General features: G+C 61.5%; 13 protein-coding genes. 10 read left to right on the top strand and 3 right to left on the bottom strand.

Annotation, left to right across the window (positions count from 1 at the left end; all coding sequences use genetic code 11):
• Positions 1 to 175 precede the first annotated feature (175 nt).
• The 8 genes from V3W27_RS14490 (at position 176) to V3W27_RS14455 (ending at position 12,792) form a co-directional block, all read left to right on the top strand.
• Positions 176 to 826 carry a GNAT family N-acetyltransferase gene (locus V3W27_RS14490; RefSeq protein ID WP_330206891.1) on the top strand — a complete coding sequence of 217 codons (651 nt, stop codon included), beginning with the start codon at positions 176 to 178 and terminating at the stop codon, positions 824 to 826.
• Between the two features lie 66 nt (positions 827 to 892).
• Positions 893 to 2,620, top strand: a complete 1,728-nt coding sequence (locus tag V3W27_RS14485) for an autotransporter assembly complex protein TamA (RefSeq protein WP_330206890.1) — start codon at positions 893 to 895, stop codon at positions 2,618 to 2,620.
• Positions 2,617 to 6,291 carry a translocation/assembly module TamB domain-containing protein gene (locus V3W27_RS14480; RefSeq protein WP_330206889.1) on the top strand — a complete coding sequence of 1,225 codons (3,675 nt, stop codon included), beginning with the start codon at positions 2,617 to 2,619 and terminating at the stop codon, positions 6,289 to 6,291. The genes V3W27_RS14485 and V3W27_RS14480 overlap by 4 nt, the downstream gene beginning before the upstream one ends.
• A gap of 94 nt (positions 6,292 to 6,385) precedes the next feature.
• Positions 6,386 to 7,708, top strand: coding sequence for a hypothetical protein (locus tag V3W27_RS14475; protein ID WP_330206888.1), 1,323 nt, complete (start codon positions 6,386 to 6,388; stop codon positions 7,706 to 7,708).
• A gap of 257 nt (positions 7,709 to 7,965) precedes the next feature.
• Positions 7,966 to 8,448, top strand: coding sequence for a MarR family winged helix-turn-helix transcriptional regulator (locus V3W27_RS14470; protein WP_095118200.1), 483 nt, complete (start codon positions 7,966 to 7,968; stop codon positions 8,446 to 8,448).
• Positions 8,438 to 9,907, top strand: a complete 1,470-nt coding sequence (locus V3W27_RS14465; RefSeq protein ID WP_330206887.1) for an efflux transporter outer membrane subunit — start codon at positions 8,438 to 8,440, stop codon at positions 9,905 to 9,907. Before V3W27_RS14470 ends, V3W27_RS14465 begins: the two co-directional genes overlap by 11 nt.
• A 14-nt stretch (positions 9,908 to 9,921) precedes the next feature.
• A complete protein-coding gene (locus V3W27_RS14460; RefSeq protein WP_330206886.1) occupies positions 9,922 to 11,124 on the top strand; it encodes an HlyD family secretion protein in 1,203 nt (400 codons plus the stop codon).
• 138 nt (positions 11,125 to 11,262) lie between these two features.
• Positions 11,263 to 12,792, top strand: coding sequence for a DHA2 family efflux MFS transporter permease subunit (locus V3W27_RS14455; RefSeq protein ID WP_027614637.1), 1,530 nt, complete (start codon positions 11,263 to 11,265; stop codon positions 12,790 to 12,792).
• 124 nt (positions 12,793 to 12,916) lie between these two features.
• On the opposite strand, the gene lpxH is transcribed toward V3W27_RS14455, so the two are convergent.
• Both lpxH and V3W27_RS14445 read right to left on the bottom strand, forming a co-directional pair.
• Positions 12,917 to 13,669: a UDP-2,3-diacylglucosamine diphosphatase gene (gene lpxH, locus V3W27_RS14450; protein WP_330206885.1), complete on the bottom strand. Its 753-nt coding sequence runs from the start codon at positions 13,667 to 13,669 to the stop codon at positions 12,917 to 12,919.
• Positions 13,666 to 14,172 carry a peptidylprolyl isomerase gene (locus tag V3W27_RS14445; RefSeq protein WP_027614639.1) on the bottom strand — a complete coding sequence of 169 codons (507 nt, stop codon included), beginning with the start codon at positions 14,170 to 14,172 and terminating at the stop codon, positions 13,666 to 13,668. The genes lpxH and V3W27_RS14445 overlap by 4 nt, the downstream gene beginning before the upstream one ends.
• A gap of 251 nt (positions 14,173 to 14,423) precedes the next feature.
• Here V3W27_RS14445 and V3W27_RS14440 point away from each other — a divergent pair, with 251 nt between their 5' ends.
• Both V3W27_RS14440 and cysS read left to right on the top strand, forming a co-directional pair.
• Entirely contained in the window at positions 14,424 to 16,124 is a 1,701-nt protein-coding gene (locus V3W27_RS14440; RefSeq protein ID WP_047291683.1) for a glutamine--tRNA ligase/YqeY domain fusion protein, read from the top strand.
• Positions 16,125 to 16,146: 22 nt separating this feature from the next.
• A complete protein-coding gene (gene cysS, locus V3W27_RS14435) occupies positions 16,147 to 17,529 on the top strand; it encodes a cysteine--tRNA ligase (protein ID WP_128614803.1) in 1,383 nt (460 codons plus the stop codon).
• A 205-nt stretch (positions 17,530 to 17,734) separates the two neighbouring features.
• Here the strand turns inward: cysS and V3W27_RS14430 are convergent, their stop codons facing one another.
• On the bottom strand, positions 17,735 to 19,582 hold the full coding sequence (locus V3W27_RS14430) for a sigma-54-dependent Fis family transcriptional regulator (RefSeq protein ID WP_330206884.1): 1,848 nt from the start codon (positions 19,580 to 19,582) through the stop codon (positions 17,735 to 17,737).
• Between the last annotated feature and the right edge of the window lie 41 nt (positions 19,583 to 19,623).

Here is a 19,623-nt window from a genome sequence, read left to right as displayed (position 1 = left end):
CTCCTACAATTGGAATGCGTACCCCCTGTAGGAGTGAGCCTGCTCGCGATGGCGGCCGCCCAGTCGATGAAGATCCCGAGTTGGTCTATACCTGTGGGGAACTGCGCCACCCGCAAAAGGTTCGTACCATCAAGAGCGCAGTCATTTGAGCCGCGCCCCGGGGAGAATCACCGTCATGCCTGAAACCCAGACCGCCATCGCCGACATCCACATGCTCGACCGCGGTTACTCGCGCGAAGCTCGATCGCTGCTGTATCAGGCCTATCGCCACGAGCCGACCTTCGGTTACCTGTTCGAGGCCGAGCGGCCGGGTTACGAGCAGCGCGTGCGGGCCACGGTGCGCGAACTGGTCAAACAGCATTTTCTGCAGGATCAGCCGGCCATCGGCCTGTTGGTCAACGACCGGCTGATCGGCATCGCCCTGATCGCGCCGCCGCAACGGCGTCTGGGGATCACCGAAAGTTGGGCATGGCGCCTGCGCATGGTGCTCAGCACCGGATTCCGCTGCACCCGGCGTTATCTGGAATACCACGATGCGGTGGCCGTCTGCGTGCCCAGCGACTCGGTGCACATGCTGCCGCTGCTGGGGATTCATCCGCAGTTTCAGGGCAAACACTTCGGCGAGCAGTTGCTGACCGCCGTGCACAACTGGTGCGCAGTGGACGAAACCTCGCAAGGCGTGGTGCTCGACACCGGCAACCCGCGTTACCTGGAATTCTATAAACGCCAGGGCTACGAAGAGATCGGCGAAGTGGCCGTCGGCCCGGTGCGCGAGCACGTGTTTTTCCACGCCAATCCGCAGGTGTTACAAACTGCAACGGCTTAGCCATAGAACTTTTCAGGAAATTTCCTGTTCTATCACGCTCCCAAGCCCGTGATAGCATCCGCGCCTATGAAGTTTCCAGGAAGATTTACCAGTGGCGTGCTCATGCTGTTAACCAGCTGCGCGGCGCTGGCGCAAAGTGAATTGGACGTGCGGATCAAACCGTCCAACGATGAACTCAAGGCCAATATAGAAGGTTATATCGGCAGCCTCGGCGATCGTGACGAACAAGCCTTGCTGCGCTTCAGTCGCGGGGCCGAGGAGCAGGCGCGCAAAGCCGCGCAGGCCTTGGGTTATTACCAGCCGCAGATCGACAGTGACGTGAAGGGCGGCGAAAAACCGCGCCTGGTGCTGAACATCGATCCCGGTGAGCCGATTCGTCTGCGCAACGTCACCATCCGCGTCGACGGGCCTGCCGCCTCCCTCAAATCCTTTCGTGTGCCGAGCAGTGACACGCTCAAGTCCGGCGCGGTGCTCAACCATGGGCGTTATGAAGACGCCAAACGCCTGATCCAGAACCAGGCCTCGCGCTTCGGCTTTTTCAGTGGCCATTTCACCAGCCAGAAACTTTTGGTCGACCCGCGTGCCGGGGTGGCCGACGTTGAATTGATCTACGAAAGCGGCCCGCGTTATGCGCTGGGCAAAGTCAGTTTCGAGGGCGATACGCCGTTCGACGAAGACCTGCTGCAACGCATGGTGCCGTTCAAGGCTGGCGATCCGTATGACTCCGAGCTGATCGCCGAACTCAACCGCGACCTGCAATCGAGTGGCTATTTCGAAGGCGTGCGCGTCGATGCGGCGCCGACGGCGGCGAAAAACGATGTGATCCCGGTCGACGTCAAACTCGACACCCGCAAGCCACGCACCATGGGCCTGGGCCTCGGTTATTCGACCGATGTCGGCCCACGGATCAAGGCCAACTGGACACGCCACTGGGTCAACCCGCAGGGCGACAGTTACGGCTGGGAAGCCGAATTGTCGGCGCCACGGCAGAACGTCGGGTTGTTCTATGACATCCCGCTCGACCCACCGCTGACCGACAAACTGCGTTGGGCCGGTGGTTATCAATTTGAAAACATCGACGGCTCCGACACCCTGAGCAAGCTGCTGACCTTCGGCCCGGAATGGCACAGTAAGTTGCCCAGCGGCTGGCAGCGAGTGATCTCGCTGAAATGGCAGCGCGAAGAATATGAACTCGGCGACGACTCCGGCCTGAGTACCTTGTTGATGCCCGGCATCAGTTACTCGTACCTGAAAAGCGACAACCGCATCGATCCGCACAACGGCTATCGCCTGACCTTTGAAAGCAAGGTGGCGAAGGAAGGCCTCGGTTCGGACAACAACCTTTTATATGGCACGGCGTTGATCAAAGGCCTGACCACGGTGTTCGACAACCACCGCTTCCTCGGTCGGGTGCAGGTCGGCGGCAGCGCCACCAACGGTTACAACTCGGTACCGCCGTCGCTGCGTTTCTTCGCCGGCGGCGATCAAAGCGTGCGCGGTTACGACTACCAGAGCCTGTCCCCGGAAAACTCCAAGGGCGACCGCATCGGCGGCCGCTACATGGTGGCCGGCAGCGTCGAGTATCAGTACTCGATTGCCGAGAAATGGCGGATCGCGACCTTCGTCGACCAGGGCAACTCCTTCAACAAACTCGAACTGCCGAACCTCAAGACCGGGGTCGGTATCGGTGTGCGCTGGGTCTCGCCGGTGGGGCCGATCCGCCTCGACCTGGCCCACGCGCTGGACGACGACGGCGGCATCCGGCTGCACTTTTCCATGGGGCCTGAGCTGTGAAGCGTGGTTTGAAAATATCGGCACTGGCGCTGTTGGCGCTGGTGCTGTTGGTTGTAATGAGCATCAGCGCGGTACTCGGGACGCAGGCCGGCAGCCGTTGGGCGCTGAGCCTGGTGCCGGGTTTGAGCGTGGAGAATTTCCAGGGCCGTCTCGGTGGCCAATGGAGCGCCGATCATCTGCTGTGGCAGCAGGACAGCAGTCGCGTCGAGCTGAACAAGGCAATCTTCGCCTGGTCACCGCTGTGCCTGACCCGCATGACTTTGTGCATCGAACAGCTCAAGGCCGATCAGGTGATCCTGCAATTCCCGCCGAGTGAGGAAACCACCGACAGTGGCCCGATCAAACTGCCGGATCTGCAACTGCCGGTGGCCATCGAACTGGGCGACGTGCAGGTCGGCAGCCTGCTGTTCAACGGCAGCGAGCAGCTCAAGGGCCTGCAGCTGGCGGCGCACTGGACCGCCCAGGGCCTGCAGATCGACAGCGTGAAACTGCAGCGCGACGACCTCAGCCTGAATCTCTCCGGCCTGCTGCAACCGACCGGCAATTGGCCGCTGAACATCGCCGGTGACCTGAGCCTGCCGTCCCCAGGCACAGGCCCCTGGACGCTGGCGTTGAAAGTCGACGGCGATCTGCTGAAAACCCTCAACCTGCATGCCGACAGCCGTGGCTACCTCGACGGCCAGTTGAGCGGCGAACTGCAACCGCTGGCGGAAAATCTGCCGGCCAAGGTGCGTATCACCTCCGAGGCATTCAAACCGAGCGCCGATCTGCCGGACACTCTGCAACTCAATCAACTGGTTTTGACCGGCGAAGGTGACTTGAAAAACGGTTACCAGTTAAACGGCAATGCCACGCTGCCCGCCGATAAAGGCCCGGTGGCGCTGCTGCTCAAAGGCAAGGTCGATGCCAGCGGCGCGCAGATCGCCGGCCTCGACCTGACGGCCAACGATAAGCAAAGCCTCAAGCTCACCGGCAGCATTGACTGGAGCAAGGGCCTCACGGCTCAGGCCAACATCAACTGGCAGGATTTCCCGTGGCATCGGCTGTATAACGAAATCGACGAGCCGCAAGTCGCCTTGCGCACCTTCACCGGCGAAGTCTCCTACACCGACGGTCAGTACCTCGGTAACTTTGCCGCCGACCTCGATGGCCCGGCGGGGGCGTTCAGCCTGAGCAGTCCGTTCAGCGGCAGCCTGAAACAGATCGCCTTGCCGCAGCTGAAGATGGAAGCGGGGCAGGGCAAGGCTGAAGGGCATGTCAATGTGCAGTTCGCCGATGGCATCGCCTGGGACACCGCGCTGGATCTCTCTGCGCTGAACCCGGCGTACTGGGTTGCGGAGTTGCCGGGCACCCTGGCCGGGCCGCTGCGCAGCAAAGGCGAAATGAAGAACGATCGCCTGAGCCTCGGCGCCGACCTCGACCTCAAAGGCAAATTGCGCGGGCAACCGGCAATCCTCCAGGCCAAGGCCGACGGTGCCGGTGAGCAATGGAACCTCAACGCCCTGCAAATCCGCCTCGGCGATAACAGCATCAGCGGCAAGGGCAGCCTGCAACAGAAGCTCACCGGGCAGATCGACATCAAACTGACGCGTCTGGCCCAGCTCTGGCCGCAGTTGCGCGGGCAGGTCACGGGTCAGGTCAACGTTGCCGGTACGCTGAAAGCACCGCAAGGCAAACTCGGCCTGCAAGGTTCGCAACTGGCGTTCCAGGACAATCGCCTGCAAAGCCTCAACCTCGATGCCACGCTCGACAGTGCGCAACGGGCGAAGATCGACCTCAAGGGCAGCGGGATTCAGGCCGGCGACACCAACCTCGGCGTGTTGACCGCCAGCGCGCAAGGCGACATCAAGAGCCAGAAACTCAACCTCGACCTGCTCGGGCCGAAGTTGAAACTGGCCCTCGGCCTTGATGGCAATCTGGACAAGGGTAACTGGCGCGGTCGTTTGGCCAGCGGCGATATTCAGGCCGGCGGCCAGGACTGGAAACTGCAGAGCCCGGCCCAACTCGAACGCCTCGCCGACGGCAAGATCAACTTCGGCGCGCATTGCTGGATGTCCGGCAATGCCAGTCTGTGCGGTGAAGACCAGCGCCTGCTGCCGGAGCCGAAACTGCGTTACCACCTCAAGCAGTTCCCGATTGAAAGCCTCGCACAATGGCTACCGAAAGACTTCGCCTGGCAGGGCAAGCTCAACGCCGACCTGCAACTGGATCTGCCGGCCAGCGGCCCCAACGGCGTGGTCAGCGTCGACGCCAGCGGCGGCACCTTGCGCATGAAGGAAAAGGATCAGTGGCTGGACTTCCCGTACCAGACCCTGAAGCTCACCAGCAAACTCACGCCGAAGCGCGTCGATACCGAACTCAACTTCGTCGGCGGCAAACTCGGCGAGTTGATGGTGCAGGCGCAGCTCAATCCGTTGCCGAAAAACAAACCGCTGAGTGGTTCTTTCCGTCTCAGCGGGCTGGACCTTTCGGTGGCGCGGCCGTTTGTGCCGATGGTCGAGAAACTGACCGGGCGCCTGAATGGCAGCGGCACGATTTCCGGCGGGCTGCTGGCGCCGCTGGTCAACGGCACCGTGCAACTCAGCGACGGCGAAGTGTCTGGCGCCGAGTTGCCGATGGAGTTGCAGAATCTGCGACTCACCGCCGTGATTGCCGGCGAATCGGTGCGCCTCGACGGTGGCTGGAAAAGCGGCAAGAGCGGGCAGGGCAGTCTGAACGGTAACGTCGCCTGGGGCCAGGCGCTGGTGGTCGATCTGGCGCTCAAGGGCACGCAATTGCCGGTCGCCGTCGAGCCTTACGCCAAACTGGAAGTGGCGCCGGACCTGAAGATTTCCATGGCCGGCGATGAGCTGAAGATTGCCGGCAAGGTACAGGTGCCGCGAGGCGAAATTACCGTGCGTGAACTGCCGCCGTCGACGGTGAAAGTGTCCGACGACACGATCATCGTCGGCGCGCAGACCGAAGAGGGCAAACCACCGCTGGCGATGAAAATGGACATCGACGTGGTGGTCGGCGAAGACAAACTGAGCTTCGCCGGGTTCGGCCTGACCGCCAACCTGCAAGGTCACGTGCACATCGGCGACAACATGGACACCCGTGGCGAGCTGTGGCTCAACGACGGCCGTTACCGCGCCTATGGCCAGCGCCTGAACGTGCGTCGTGCGCGGCTGCTGTTTGCCGGCCCGATCGATCAGCCGTATCTGGACATCGAAGCGATCCGCCAGACCGACGACGTGATCGCCGGTATCCGCCTGAGCGGCAGCGCCGAGCAACCGACCACGCAAATCTTCTCTGAACCGGCGATGAGTCAGGAGCAGGCGTTGTCCTACCTGGTACTGGGACGTCCGCTGAGCACCAACGGCGAAGACAACAACATGCTCGCGCAAGCAGCATTGGGTCTGGGCTTGATGGGCAGTTCCGGGGTCACCAGCGGCCTGGCCAAAGACCTGGGGATTCAGGACTTCCAGCTCGACACCCAGGGCAGCGGCAACACCACCAGCGTGGTCGCCAGCGGCAACATCTCCGAGAAACTCAGCCTGCGTTATGGCGTCGGCGTGTTCGAGCCAGCCAACACCATCGCGCTGCGTTACAAGCTGAGCAAGAAGGTATATGTCGAAGCCGCCAGCGGTGTCGCCAGTTCGCTGGATATCTTCTACAAGCGCGATTTCTGAGAACGTCGCCAATAGCCGGGTCGTGACGCTGCGATCCGGTTTTTCCAGGATGTATTAGACTCACCGAACCCTCAAAACCTTGCCGGTTGCGCCTATGGTCCGCTTGAGTATGGTCTTGCTCGGTAATGACTTTGTCCGCAAGCGTTGGTCAGCACTGGCGCTGACCGGCATTGTCTGGGGCGCGGCCGGGGTGGCGATCTTCATCGATGCGCTGGATGGCGTTTTGTATTTCCCGCTGCATCTCTTCGGCTATCTGTTGTTGCTCGAAGCGCTGATCCTGCTGCTGGTGCCTGCACCGCAGACCGGGACCGCTGCGGCCCTGCGTAAAGCGCGAGGTCTGGCGTTTCTCTTGCTGGGGCTGCTGATCGTTGACCGGCAACATGCTGCCGGGCTGATTCTGGCGGTGCTGTTTGGCGGGGCTTTCATCGTTGATGGGGTCTTCAGGTTGGCGGCTGCGGTGGTGGTGCGCTTTGTCGGCTGGCAAGTGTCGCTGCTGGCGGGGTTGTTCGAACTTGGCTTTGGCGTGTTTATCCTTGAGCCGTATCCGACGCTGTACAAGGGCACGGTGCCGTTCTGCATCGGCATGAGCCTGTTTCTCTCGGGCTGCGCGTTGTTGCGCCAAGCCGTGCGCTTCAGGCACCTGCCGCCGCTGACAAACCCTGTTGCGCTCAGTGCGCCGGCCCGCAGCGCCGCATTGGTCATTCATGTCTGGACCCCCAGCGGCACTGTCGATGACACTCTGGTGCGCAACCGTCTGCTCAATCGCTATATCGCCGCGGTCGACATCAACGGCGTGATCTCGGCCGGCCACGCGGCGCTGGAATGTGGCCCGGAGATTTACATCAGCCATTACCCGCTGGACGACATCGATCATTCGACGGGGGATTTCGTGCGCTTGCTGCGGGCGACGCCGAACAACGATGTCGCCGGGCGGTTTCTGCCGGACTATGCCGGCGAGGTGGCCGACTGGTGCCCGTCTTCGGTTCAGGTCAGTTTTGCTCACTACGACGCCCGGCGGTTGCAGGCGTTCTGGGCTGAGTATCGACAGAACAGCATATACAACCTCACCAGCCGCAACTGCTCGAGTGCCGTCGCCCACAGCCTCGAAGCAGCCCTTGAAGGGGCGATGAATCGCGGGCATTCGAGCATGCTCGATTTCGCCCGAGTGATCCTCAGCCCCGAGTTCTGGGTGGCGGCGCAGGTGCGTAAACGCGCCGAAGTGATGGCCTGGACGCCCGGTCTGGTGCTCGATTACGCCCGGGCGCTGCATGCCGCCATCGAGCCGGCACCGCCGGGCTGGCACAGCATGTATGCGGTGATCAAACGCGCCTGCGGTTATGCGCTGGCGGCCTTGCGCGGGCGCGAAGTGCATCCACTCCAGCCGCCGGCGGCTGCCCGTCCTTCCGATGAAGTCTGATCGGCTTTAAACCGAGTTGCTGCCATCGCGAGCAGGCTCACTCCTACATCGGATTGCTGATCGACGCGAAGTCTGTGTTCGCAGGAGATCCCTTGTAGGAGTGAGCCTGCTCGCGATGGCGTTCTTCCATGCAGCGCAAAAACCCAGTCCACTGGTCAACTAATTACAAAGCAACCTAACTATTACGTTGACATTCGCTGCCTAGGCAGTAACATCTCGACATACATTCACTGCCTAGGCAGTTATTAGGTGAGCACATGAAGCATTTCACCCCGGACGAATTCAAACATTGCCATCTCGGCCTGTTGCTCGGCCGTGCCGCGCTGCTCAAAGACCGGATCATCGATACCCACATGGAACCCCACGGCATCACCGCCGCGCAGTTCAAGGTGTTGATCATCATGGCCCAGTTCGGCGTCGACACCCCGGCCGAGCTGTGCCGGCATTTGTCGCTGGACAGCGGTTCGATGACACGCATGCTCGATCGTCTGGAGCAGAAAGGTTTCCTGGCTCGCCAACGCAGCGAAGGCGATCGCCGTCAGGTGCAACTCAAACTCACCGAGCAGGGCCAGCAACTGGCCGATCGCCTGCCGCACATCGGCGCCGATGCAATGAATGAACTGGCCGGCGCCATCTCTCGTGAAGAGCTGAAAACCCTGGAATACATCCTCAAGAAAATCCTGCTGGCAGCCGGTGACCCGATCACTATCCAGCGGTTAGGTGAACACAATGAGCGGTAAAACCTTGCGCAGCAGCCTGACCCTGGTGCTGTCGGCGATGATCCTCGCCGGCTGCGCCAACTACAGCGGCCTCGACACTCAGGGCAAAAGCCTGGATGCGAAAAGCCTCAACGCCAGCCAGTCCCTCAACGGCGTGACTCTGTCGCCGGCGGCATGGCCGAAGAGCGACTGGTGGTCCAGCCTCGGCGATCCGCAACTCGACGGGCTGATCCGCGAAGCGCTGCACGACAGCCCGGACATGCAGATCGCCGAAGCGCGCGCGCATCAGGCCAGCGCCGCCGCGTATGCCGCCGATGCCGAACGCTATCCGACCCTCGACGCCAGCGCCGGCATCAGCCGTTCGCGCCTGGCCAAGGATCAGGACCCGCGCGGGCAGGGCGATGCCTATGCGACCGTGCGTAACGTCAGCGCAGGCTTCAATTACAACTTCGATTTGTGGGGCGGTCAGCGCGATGCGTGGGAAGCTGCACTCGGTCAGGCTCGCGCTGCCGAAGTCGACCGTCAGGCCGCGCAATTGACCCTCGCCGCCGACGTGGCCCGCGCCTACAGCGATCTGGGTCAGGCGCATATCGTTTACGACCTGGCCAACGACGATCTGAAACGCACCAAACAGATGCTCGATCTGAGCCAGCGCCGCTTGAGTGCCGGGATCGACAGCCAGTACCAGTTCCAGCAAACCCAAAGCCTTGAGGCCAGTTCCGAAGCCAGCCTGATCGACGCTGAAAAACGTCTGAACAGCGCGAAAATCGCCCTGGCCGTGCTGCTCGGCAAAGGCCCGGATCGCGGCAACGAAATCGCCCGGCCGAAAGTCCTGCAAGCCAGTGCCGTGGCGGTGCCGTCGGTGTTGCCGGCGGAACTGCTCGGTCGGCGTCCGGATCTGGTCGCTGCGCGCTGGCGCGTAGAGGCGGCGAGCAAAGACATCGACTCGGCGAAAACCCGCTTCTATCCCAACTTGAACCTCACGGCTTCGGCCGGTGCCGAATCCTTGTTGGGTGACGCGATGTTCGGGTCGGCCAGTCGCTTCTTCAGCATCGCCCCGACCCTTTCGGTGCCGATCTTCGACGGCGGGCGCCTGCGCGCCAACCTCGATGCGCGCGACGCCGATTACGATCTGGCGGTGGCGCAGTACAACAAAAGCCTGGTGAAAGCCCTCGGTGATGTCAGCGACACGATCAACCAGTTGCGTGACATCGGCCGGCAGATCGGCGCGCAGCAACACGCCACCGAGATTGCTCAGGATTCTTACAACACCGTCGTCCAGCGTTACGGTTCCGGCATCGGCAACTACCTGGACGTGCTCAGCATCGAGCAGCAACTGCTGCAGGCCCAGCGTCAGCTGGCCAACCTCAATGCCGAGCAGATCGACCTGTCGATTCAACTGATGCAAGCGCTGGGCGGCGGCTTTCAGGGTGAAACCCTGACCGCAGCCAACGCCACCCCAGCCACGTCGCACAACTAATTCAGGTATTTGTCATGGCCACTGCCGAAAACACCCAAACTCAAGCCAACACCCCCGACACCGGCAATCCGCGCAAGCGCAAATTCATGCTGCTGGTGCTGGCCGTCGTGGTCCTGCTCGCCGGGGCCGGCGTGTGGGCGTATCACGAATTCATCGGGCGCTTCAACGAAAGCACCGACGACGCCTACGTCAACGGCAACGTCGTCGAGATTACGCCGCTGGTCACCGGCACCGTGGTCAGCATCGGCGCCGACGACGGCGATCTGGTTCACGAAGGTCAGGTGCTGGTCAACTTCGACCCCAACGACGCCGAAGTCGGCCTGCAAAGTGCTCAGGCAAAACTGGCGCGTACCGTGCGTCAGGTGCGCGGCCTGTACAGCAACGTCGATGGCATGAAAGCCCAGGTCAACGCGCAACAGGCTGAAGTGCAGAAGGCTCAGGACAACTACAACCGCCGGAAGAACCTCGCCGCTGGCGGGGCGATTTCCCAGGAAGAACTGTCCCACGCCCGCGACGACCTGACCTCGGCGCAAAACGCCCTGGCCAACGCCAGGCAGCAACTGAAAACCACCAGCGCGCTGGTCGATGACACCGTGGTTTCGTCGCACCCGGACGTGATGTCCGCCGCTGCCGATCTGCGTCAGGCGTACCTGACCAACGCCCGCAGCACGCTGATCGCGCCAGTCAATGGTTACGTCGCCAAACGCACCGTGCAACTCGGTCAGCGTGTGCAGCCGGGCACCGCGCTGATGGCGGTGATTCCGCTGGATCAACTGTGGATCGACGCCAACTTCAAGGAAACCCAATTGCGTGACATGCGCATCGGCCAACCGGTGGACATCGAGTCCGACATCTACGGCAGCAGCGTGAAGTACAGCGGCACCGTCGACAGCCTCGGCGCCGGTACCGGCAGCGCGTTCGCCCTGTTGCCGGCGCAGAACGCCACCGGTAACTGGATCAAGATCGTGCAGCGTGTGCCGGTGCGGATTCACATCAACGCCGAAGAACTGGCCCAGCACCCGCTGCGGGTCGGGCTGTCGACCAACGTTGAAGTGAACCTGCACGACCAGAGCGGCCCGGTGCTGGCCCAGCAACCGCCGCAGAAGGCCTCGTTCAGCACCAACGTCTATGACCGCCAACTGGCCGAAGCCGACGCGATGATTGCGCAACTGATCCACGACAACAGCGCTGCGGTGAGCAAGACCGCGCAACGCTGACCTGCACTGACCTTGTAGGAGTGAGCCTGCTCGCGATAGCGGTGTATCAGTCGAGAAAATTGGGTCTGACACACCGCTATCGCGAGCAGGCTCACTCCTACAGGGCTGCGGCGACCATCAGGTTTCATAGGATTCACAATGAGCAATAACGCCTCTTTCACGCCGCCCAGCCTGTTGCTCAGCACCATCGGCCTGTCGCTGGCGACGTTCATGCAAGTGCTCGACACCACCATCGCCAACGTGGCGCTGCCGACGATTTCCGGCAACCTTGGGGTGAGTTCGGAGCAGGGCACCTGGGTGATCACCTCGTTCGCCGTGAGCAACGCGATTGCGCTGCCGCTGACCGGTTGGCTCAGCCGCCGTTTCGGTGAGGTGAAGCTGTTTCTCTGGGCCACCATTCTGTTCGTGCTGGCCTCGTTCCTCTGCGGTATCTCCACCTCGATGCCGGAACTGATCGGTTTCCGCGTGCTGCAAGGCCTGGTGGCCGGGCCGCTGTACCCGATGACGCAAACCCTGTTGATTGCGGTCTATCCCCCCGCGAGGCGCGGCATGGCCCTGGCGTTGCTGGCGATGGTCACGGTGGTCGCGCCGATTGCCGGGCCCATTCTCGGGGGCTGGATCACTGACAGCTACAGCTGGCCGTGGATCTTCTTCATCAACGTACCGATCGGCATCTTTGCGGTGATGGTGGTGCGCTCGCAACTGGCCAAGCGCCCGGTGGAAACCAGTCGCCAACCGATGGACTACGTCGGGCTGATCACGTTGATCATCGGCGTCGGCGCGTTGCAGGTGATCCTCGACAAGGGCAATGACCTGGACTGGTTCGAATCGAACTTCATCATCATCGGCGCGGCGATTTCGGTGATCGCCCTGGCAGTGTTCGTCATCTGGGAAATGACCGATCAGCATCCGGTGGTGAATCTGCGCCTGTTCGCGCATCGCAACTTCCGTATCGGCACGCTGGTGCTGGTGTTGGGTTACGCCGGGTTCTTCGGTATCAACCTGATCCTGCCGCAGTGGCTGCAAACCCAGATGGGCTACACCGCGACCTGGGCCGGTCTGGCGGTGGCGCCGATCGGCATTCTGCCGGTGCTGTTGTCGCCATTTGTCGGCAAGTACGCGAACAAGTTCGACCTGCGCCTGCTGGCCGGTCTGGCGTTCCTCGCGATTGGTCTGAGCTGCTTCATGCGCGCCGAGTTCACCAACGAGGTGGACTTCCAGCACATCGCTCTGGTGCAGCTGTTCATGGGTATTGGCGTGGCGCTGTTCTTCATGCCGACCCTGAGCATCCTGATGTCCGACCTGCCACCGAGCCAGATCGCCGACGGCGCAGGCCTTGCGACCTTCCTGCGCACTTTGGGCGGCAGCTTTGCCGCATCGTTGACCACGTGGATCTGGATCCGCCGTGCCGATCAGCATCATGCGTACATGAGCGAAAGCATCAGTACCTTCGAACCGGCGACCCGCGAGACCTTGAACCATTTAGGCGGCGCGAGCCAATCGGCTTATGCGCAGATGGATCAGATCCTCACCAGTCAGGCGTACATGCTCTCCACCGTGGATTACTTCACGTTGCTGGGCTGGGGGTTCATGGGGCTGATTCTGATTGTGTGGCTGGCGAAACCGCCGTTTGCGGCGAAGGCCGGACCGGCCGCCAGCGGTCACTAAGCAAAACGCGGTCAAAAATGTGGGAGCGGGCTTGCTCGCGAAAGCGGTGTATCAGACAAATCAATGCTGAATGACACTCCGTATTCGCGAGCAAGCCCGCTCCCACATTGGGTTTTGTGTTGTGTCAGCTGGCAGGTGCTGCCAGTTGTGGCGGCGGGGCAAAGTCGAACGGTGCCAGGGCATACCCGTTCTCATCGACCTGCAACGCCCAACCCTGACGATCCCAGTCCCCCAGCACAATCCGCTTCGCCGCCTGCTCGCCGAGCTGCAGCTTATGGATCGCCGGGCGATGGGTGTGGCCGTGGATCAGGGTTTTCACCCCGTATTCCTGCATGATCCGCGGAATTTCCTCCGGCGTCACATCCACGATGTCATTGGCCTTCATCCGCGTCTGCGCGCGACTTTCGCTGCGCAGCTTGCGCGCCAGTTTGTGGCGGGTGCTCAGCGGCAGGTGGCGCAGGATGAACAAGGTGATCGGGTTGCGCAGGTAGCGCCGCAGCTTCATATAGCCGACATCGCGGGTGCACAGGCTGTCGCCGTGCATCAGCAGCACCGGCTCGCCATAGAACTGCACGACACTCGGGTCCTTCAACAGGGTGCAGCCAGCTTCTTTGCAGAAGGCCTTGCCGAGCAGGAAGTCGCGATTGCCGTGCATCAGAAAGATCGCCGTGCCGCTGTCGCTCAACTGGCGCAGGGCCTGGCAGATGGAACGCTGGAAGGGCGTCATGGCGTCGTCGCCAATCCACGCCTCGAAGAAGTCGCCGAGAATGTACAACGCACTCGCCGAGCGGGCGCGTCCGGCGAGCAAATCCAGAAACGCCCGGGTAATGTCCGGGCGCTCCTCTTCCAGATGCAAGTCTGAAATCAGCAATATCACGCTTCGATGATCTCGGCTTTCTCGATGATCACGTCGTCTTTCGGCACGTCCTGGTGACCGGCCTTGGAAGTGGTGGCCACGCCTTCGATCTTGTCGACCACGTCGGTACCGGCAACCACTTTACCGAACACGGCATAACCCCAGCCCTGAGCGGTCTTGGCGGTGTGGTTGAGGAAGCTGTTGTTGGTGGCGTTGATGAAGAACTGCGCCGAGGCCGAATGCGGGTCCATGGTGCGGGCCATGGCAACGGTGTACTTCTCGTTCTTCAGACCGTTGTCAGCTTCGTTCTGAATGCTTGGGCTCTTGTCTTTCTTTTCCTGCATGCCAGGCTCGAAACCGCCGCCCTGGATCATGAAGCCCTTGATCACGCGGTGGAACACTACGTTCTCGTAGTGACCTTTCTTGACGTATTCGATGAAGTTGGCAGCGGTGATTGGCGCTTTTTCCGCGTCCAGTTCGATGACGATGTCGCCGTAGTTGGTGGTCAGTTTGACTTGAGTCATGATCGCTACTCTTTATAAGGAATTCGTGGTTCTGGGACATTCAGCCCCACAACCGGTTCAGCCTGCTTCGGCCAAGGAGCGCAGTTTAGCGTGACAGGCGCGAATTTCGAGGCTGTTTTTCGAAAACCCGGCGATTAAATGCGCTCCTTTATAGGCCGCGCTCTGTCAGCCCCTTGACAGCATCGGCTATGATAGCGGCTTTGTTTTGTCTGGCCCCCTTTGCGGCCGCGCACATGTAAGTCAAGGATCCTATGAGCAAGCCCACTGTCGACCCTACCTCGAATGCCAAGTCCGGCCCTGCCGTGCCGGTCAATTTCCTGCGGCCGATCATCCAGGCAGACCTGGACTCGGGCAAGCACACCCAGATCGTCACCCGTTTTCCGCCTGAGCCCAACGGCTACCTGCACATCGGCCACGCCAAGTCGATCTGCGTGAACTTCGGCCTGGCCCAGGAGTTCGGCGGCGTCACGCACCTGCGTTTCGACGACACCAACCCGGCCAAGGAAGACCAGGAATACATCGACGCGATCGAAAGCGACGTCAAATGGCTGGGCTTCGAGTGGTCCGGCGAAGTGCGCTACGCCTCGCAGTATTTCGACCAGTTGCACGACTGGGCGGTGGAGCTGATCAAGGCCGGCAAGGCCTACGTTGACGACCTGACCCCTGAGCAGGCCAAGGAATACCGTGGCAGCCTGACCGAGCCGGGCAAGAACAGCCCGTTCCGCGACCGTTCGGTAGAAGAGAACCTCGACTGGTTCGCGCGCATGCGTGCCGGTGAGTTCCCGGACGGTGCCCGCGTGCTGCGCGCGAAGATCGACATGGCCTCGCCGAACATGAACCTGCGCGATCCGATCATGTACCGCATCCGCCACGCCCATCACCATCAGACCGGTGACAAGTGGTGCATCTACCCGAACTATGACTTCACCCACGGTCAGTCGGACGCCATCGAAGGCATCACCCACTCGATCTGCACCCTGGAATTCGAAAGCCATCGTCCGCTGTACGAGTGGTTCCTGGAAAACCTGCCGGTGCCGGCCAACCCGCGTCAGTACGAGTTCAGCCGCCTGAACCTGAACTACACCATCACCAGCAAGCGCAAGCTCAAGCAACTGGTCGATGAAAAGCACGTCAATGGCTGGGACGACCCGCGCATGTCGACGCTGTCCGGCTTCCGTCGCCGTGGCTACACGCCGGCGTCGATCCGCAACTTCTGCGACATGATCGGCACCAACCGTTCCGATGGCGTGGTCGATTTCGGCATGCTCGAGTTCAGCATCCGTCAGGATCTGGACGCAAACGCGCCGCGCGCCATGTGTGTGCTGCGTCCGTTGAAAGTGGTGATCACCAACTACCCGGAAGGTCAGGTCGAAAACCTCGAACTGCCGCGTCATCCGCAGAAAGAAGAACTCGGCGTGCGCCAGCTGCCGTTCGCCCGTGAAATCTACATCGACCGCGATGACTTCATGGAAGAACCGCCAAAGGGCTACAAGCGCCTGGAGCCGAACGGCGAAGTGCGTCTGCGTGGCAGCTACGTGATCCGTGCCGACGAAGCGATCAAGGACGCCGACGGCAACATCGTCGAGCTGCGTTGCTCGTACGACCCGGACACCCTCGGCAAGAACCCTGAAGGCCGCAAGGTCAAAGGCGTGATCCACTGGGTGCCGGCGGCTGCCAGCATCGAGTGCGAAGTGCGTCTGTACGATCGCCTGTTCCGTTCTCCGAACCCGGAGAAGGCCGAAGACAGCGCGAGTTTCCTCGACAACATCAACCCTGACTCACTGCAAGTGCTGACCGGTTGTCGTGCTGAGCCATCGCTTGGCAACGCACAGCCGGAAGACCGTTTCCAGTTCGAGCGCGAAGGCTACTTCGTCGCCGACATCAAGGACTCGAAACCAGGTCAGCCGGTATTCAACCGTACCGTGACCCTGCGTGATTCGTGGGGCCAGTGATTTAGCGTCAAGGAAATATAAAGTGCTGACGATCTACAACACGCTCACCAAGAGCAAAGAAGTCTTCAAGCCGCTGGATGGCAACAAGGTGCGCATGTACGTGTGCGGCATGACCGTGTACGACTACTGCCACCTCGGCCACGGCCGCAGCATGGTCGCGTTCGACCTGGTGACCCGCTGGTTGCGGTTCAGCGGTTACGACCTGACCTACGTGCGCAACATCACCGACATCGACGACAAGATCATCAATCGTGCCCGCGAGAACGGTGAGTCGTTCGACGCGCTGACCGAGCGCATGATCGCCGCGATGCACGAAGACGAAGCGCGCCTGAACATCAAGAAGCCGGACATGGAGCCGCGCGCCACGGATCACATTCCGGGCATGCACGCGATGATCCAGACCCTGATCGACAAGGGCTTCGCCTACGCCCCGGGCAATGGCGACGTGTACTACCGCGTCGCCAAGTTCATGGGCTACGGCAAGCTGTCGCGCAAGAAGATCGAAGACCTGCGCATCGGCGCGCGCATCGAAGTCGACGAGTCGAAAGAAGACCCGCTGGACTTCGTGCTGTGGAAAGCCGCCAAGCCGGGCGAGCCGAGCTGGGAATCGCCGTGGGGCGCCGGGCGTCCGGGCTGGCACATCGAGTGCTCGGTGATGTCCACCTGCTGCCTCGGTGAGACCTTCGACATTCATGGCGGCGGCAGCGACCTCGAGTTCCCGCACCATGAAAACGAAATCGCCCAAAGCGAAGCGGCCACCGGCAAGACCTACGCCAACGCGTGGATGCATTGCGGCATGATCCGTATCAATGGCGAGAAGATGTCCAAGTCCTTGAACAACTTCTTCACCATTCGCGACGTGCTCGACAAGTACCACCCGGAAGTCGTGCGTTACCTGCTGGTGTCGAGCCACTACCGCAGCGCGATCAACTACTCGGAAGACAACCTCAAGGACGCCAAGGGCGCACTCGAGCGTTTCTACCACGCGTTGAAAGGCCTGCCGAGCGTTGCTCCGGCTGGCGGCGAAGCCTTTGTCGAGCGTTTCACCACGGTGATGAACGACGACTTCGGCACGCCGGAAGCCTGCGCGGTGCTGTTCGAGATGGTGCGTGAGATCAACCGTCTGCGCGAGAGCGATCTCGACGCGGCGGCCGGTCTGGCGGCACGTCTGAAAGAACTGGCAAGCGTGCTGGGCGTGTTGCAGCTGGAAGCCGATGACTTCCTGCAAGCGGGCGCCGAAGGGCGTGTCGATGCCGCTGAAGTCGATGCGCTGATTGCTGCACGTCTGGCGGCACGCGCCGGCAAAGACTGGGCCGAATCCGACCGCATCCGCGACCAGCTCACCGCCATGGGCGTGGTGCTGGAAGACGGCAAGGGCGGTACGACCTGGCGTTTGGCTGACTGAATGCCTGATCCGCTTTAAAAACAAAACCCGCCGTGTGCGGGTTTTTGTTTTTGGGGGACGCTGTGGTTTTTGTGGTGACGGGACTGGCGCCTTCGCGAGCAAGCCCGCTCCCACACGGGTCATCGGTTACGCCACCAATCCTGAGTCGGTCGCAAACCCCTGTGGGAGCGGGCTTGCTCGCGAAGAGGCCCACAAGGCCGACGCATCATTCAGCCTGACGCAAGCGCTTGTACAGGGTATTACGGCTCACCCCAAGCCTGCGTGCCAGATGCGAAATATTCCCCCCGGCTGCTTTCAACTCCCGGTTCAACGCTTCCACATCATTCAGATCCAGCCCCAGCGGCTGCACGCTCTCCACCGGCTCCATCTCCAGGTCGACAAAAAAGTCATCCGGCAAATGCTCCGGCCGCACCGGCTGTTCCTCGGCCATCGCCAGCGCCACCTGCATCACGCTGCTGACCTGACGCAGATTACCCGGCCACGGGTGCCGCTCGAACAGCTCCAGCACTTCGCGGCTCAGCCCGGCCCATTGCGTCGGTTCGCGATGCTGCTCCCACAGGCGTTTGAACAGCGCCTCTTTATCACTGCGCTCTCTGAGCGGCGGCAGTTCCAGTGTCAAACCGCCAATTCGGTAGTACAAGTCCTCACGAAATCGGCCCAATTGCACTTGCTCGCGTAAAGAGCGGTTGGTCGCCGAGATGATCCGCAGATCCACCGCGAACAACTCGCTGCTGCCCACCGGTTGCACACAGCGCTCCTGCAACACCCGCAACAACCGCGCCTGAGTCGGCAACGGCATGTCGCCGATTTCGTCGAGGAACAGGGTGCCTTTGTCGGCTTTGCGGATCAGGCCGATGCTGCCTTTCTGGTTGGCGCCGGTGAACGCGCCTTTTTCATAGCCGAACAGTTCTGATTCCACCAGTTCGGCGGGGATCGCCGCGCAGTTGACGGCGATAAATGCCTGTTTGCTTCTCGAACTGGCCTGGTGCAGGGCTTTGACGAAGACTTCCTTGCCGACTCCGGTTTCGCCGTGGATCAGCAGCGGAATGTCTTTCTCCAGCAGGCGTTCGGCCTGACGCACGGCTTTCTCGACGCGGCTGTCGCCAAAGTGCAGGGAGTTGAGGCTGATCGTACCCGGCACTTTGATCGGTGCTGCGGTGGGCTTGGGTTCGGCAAATACCCTTGGCTGAATCGGCACTTGTTTCGGCCGCTTCAACAGGCACTGGAAGCGGTTGCGCCCGGAGGTCTGCAGGGCGAACGGCAATCCATCCGGCTGATTGATCAACTCCAGCAGCGACACGTTGAACAGGCTCTCGACACTGACCCGCGACAGGCGCACGCCGAGCAGATTGTCCGCCCGACGATTGGCCGACAGCACCTGCCCGCTCTCATCGAAAATCAACAAACCGGCCCACTGACTGTCGAGGTTGTTCAACCCGGTGTTGAAGGTCAGTTGAAAGTGCTGGCCATGGAACAGGTTGAGGATCAGCCGGTTCTCCACGGTCTGGCTCATCATCTTGACCATGCCCAGCGTGTGCGAGGGCGGCAGATAGCTGTCGCTGGACACGTCGAGTACGGCGATAACTTTGCGCTCGGCATCGAAAATCGGTGCGGCGGAGCCGGTCATGAAGCGGTTGGCTTTGAGAAAGTGTTCATCGTGCTCGATGTGCACCGCTTGCTCGCAGGCCAGCGCGGTGCCGATCGCATTGGTGCCACTGCAGCGTTCCATCCAGCTCGCCCCGGCGCTAAACCCTCGGGCCAGGTTCGGCTCGATAAAGCGCTGAGTGCCCCACGAGGTCAGCACCTGACCCTGATGGTCGGCGAGCATGATCAGGCAATTGGAGTTGCTGAGGATGTTCTCGTAGTACGGCAGCACTTCCTGATGGGTGGTCTGCACCAGCGCGTGGTGACGGTCGAGCAACTGCGCGATACCGGCGGCGGGCAGTTGATCGAAGGCCGGGGTGCTTTGGTGGTCAAGGCCGAAGGCGCGGCAACGTTGCCAGGAGGTCTGGACAATCGCGTCGTGGGACAGCGGCGGGGCAGGTGCGGCCATGGTGGTGGGCCTCTGAAGGGCATTTTATTGTTGTTATGGCA

It is taken from the genome of Pseudomonas sp. AM14(2022) (assembly GCF_036346455.1).
Classification (GTDB): domain Bacteria; phylum Pseudomonadota; class Gammaproteobacteria; order Pseudomonadales; family Pseudomonadaceae; genus Aquipseudomonas; species Aquipseudomonas putida_A.
Note: the sequence above shows the minus strand (reverse complement) of the source record. Positions and strands in the feature narration are given on the sequence as shown.

Bases quoted from the DNA above. Each gene is read 5' to 3' on its own strand.
- V3W27_RS14430 (WP_330206884.1), bottom strand. From the start codon at position 19,582: ATGGCCGCACCTGCCCCGCCGCTGTCCCACGACGCGATTGTCCAGACC.
- V3W27_RS14475 (WP_330206888.1), top strand. From the start codon at position 6,386: ATGGTCCGCTTGAGTATGGTCTTGCTCGGTAATGACTTTGTCCGCAAG.
- V3W27_RS14485 (WP_330206890.1), top strand. From the start codon at position 893: ATGAAGTTTCCAGGAAGATTTACCAGTGGCGTGCTCATGCTGTTAACC.
- V3W27_RS14445 (WP_027614639.1), bottom strand. From the start codon at position 14,172: ATGACTCAAGTCAAACTGACCACCAACTACGGCGACATCGTCATCGAA.
- V3W27_RS14490 (WP_330206891.1), top strand. From the start codon at position 176: ATGCCTGAAACCCAGACCGCCATCGCCGACATCCACATGCTCGACCGC.
- V3W27_RS14465 (WP_330206887.1), top strand. From the start codon at position 8,438: ATGAGCGGTAAAACCTTGCGCAGCAGCCTGACCCTGGTGCTGTCGGCG.
- V3W27_RS14455 (WP_027614637.1), top strand. From the start codon at position 11,263: ATGAGCAATAACGCCTCTTTCACGCCGCCCAGCCTGTTGCTCAGCACC.
- V3W27_RS14460 (WP_330206886.1), top strand. From the start codon at position 9,922: ATGGCCACTGCCGAAAACACCCAAACTCAAGCCAACACCCCCGACACC.
- V3W27_RS14440 (WP_047291683.1), top strand. From the start codon at position 14,424: ATGAGCAAGCCCACTGTCGACCCTACCTCGAATGCCAAGTCCGGCCCT.
- V3W27_RS14470 (WP_095118200.1), top strand. From the start codon at position 7,966: ATGAAGCATTTCACCCCGGACGAATTCAAACATTGCCATCTCGGCCTG.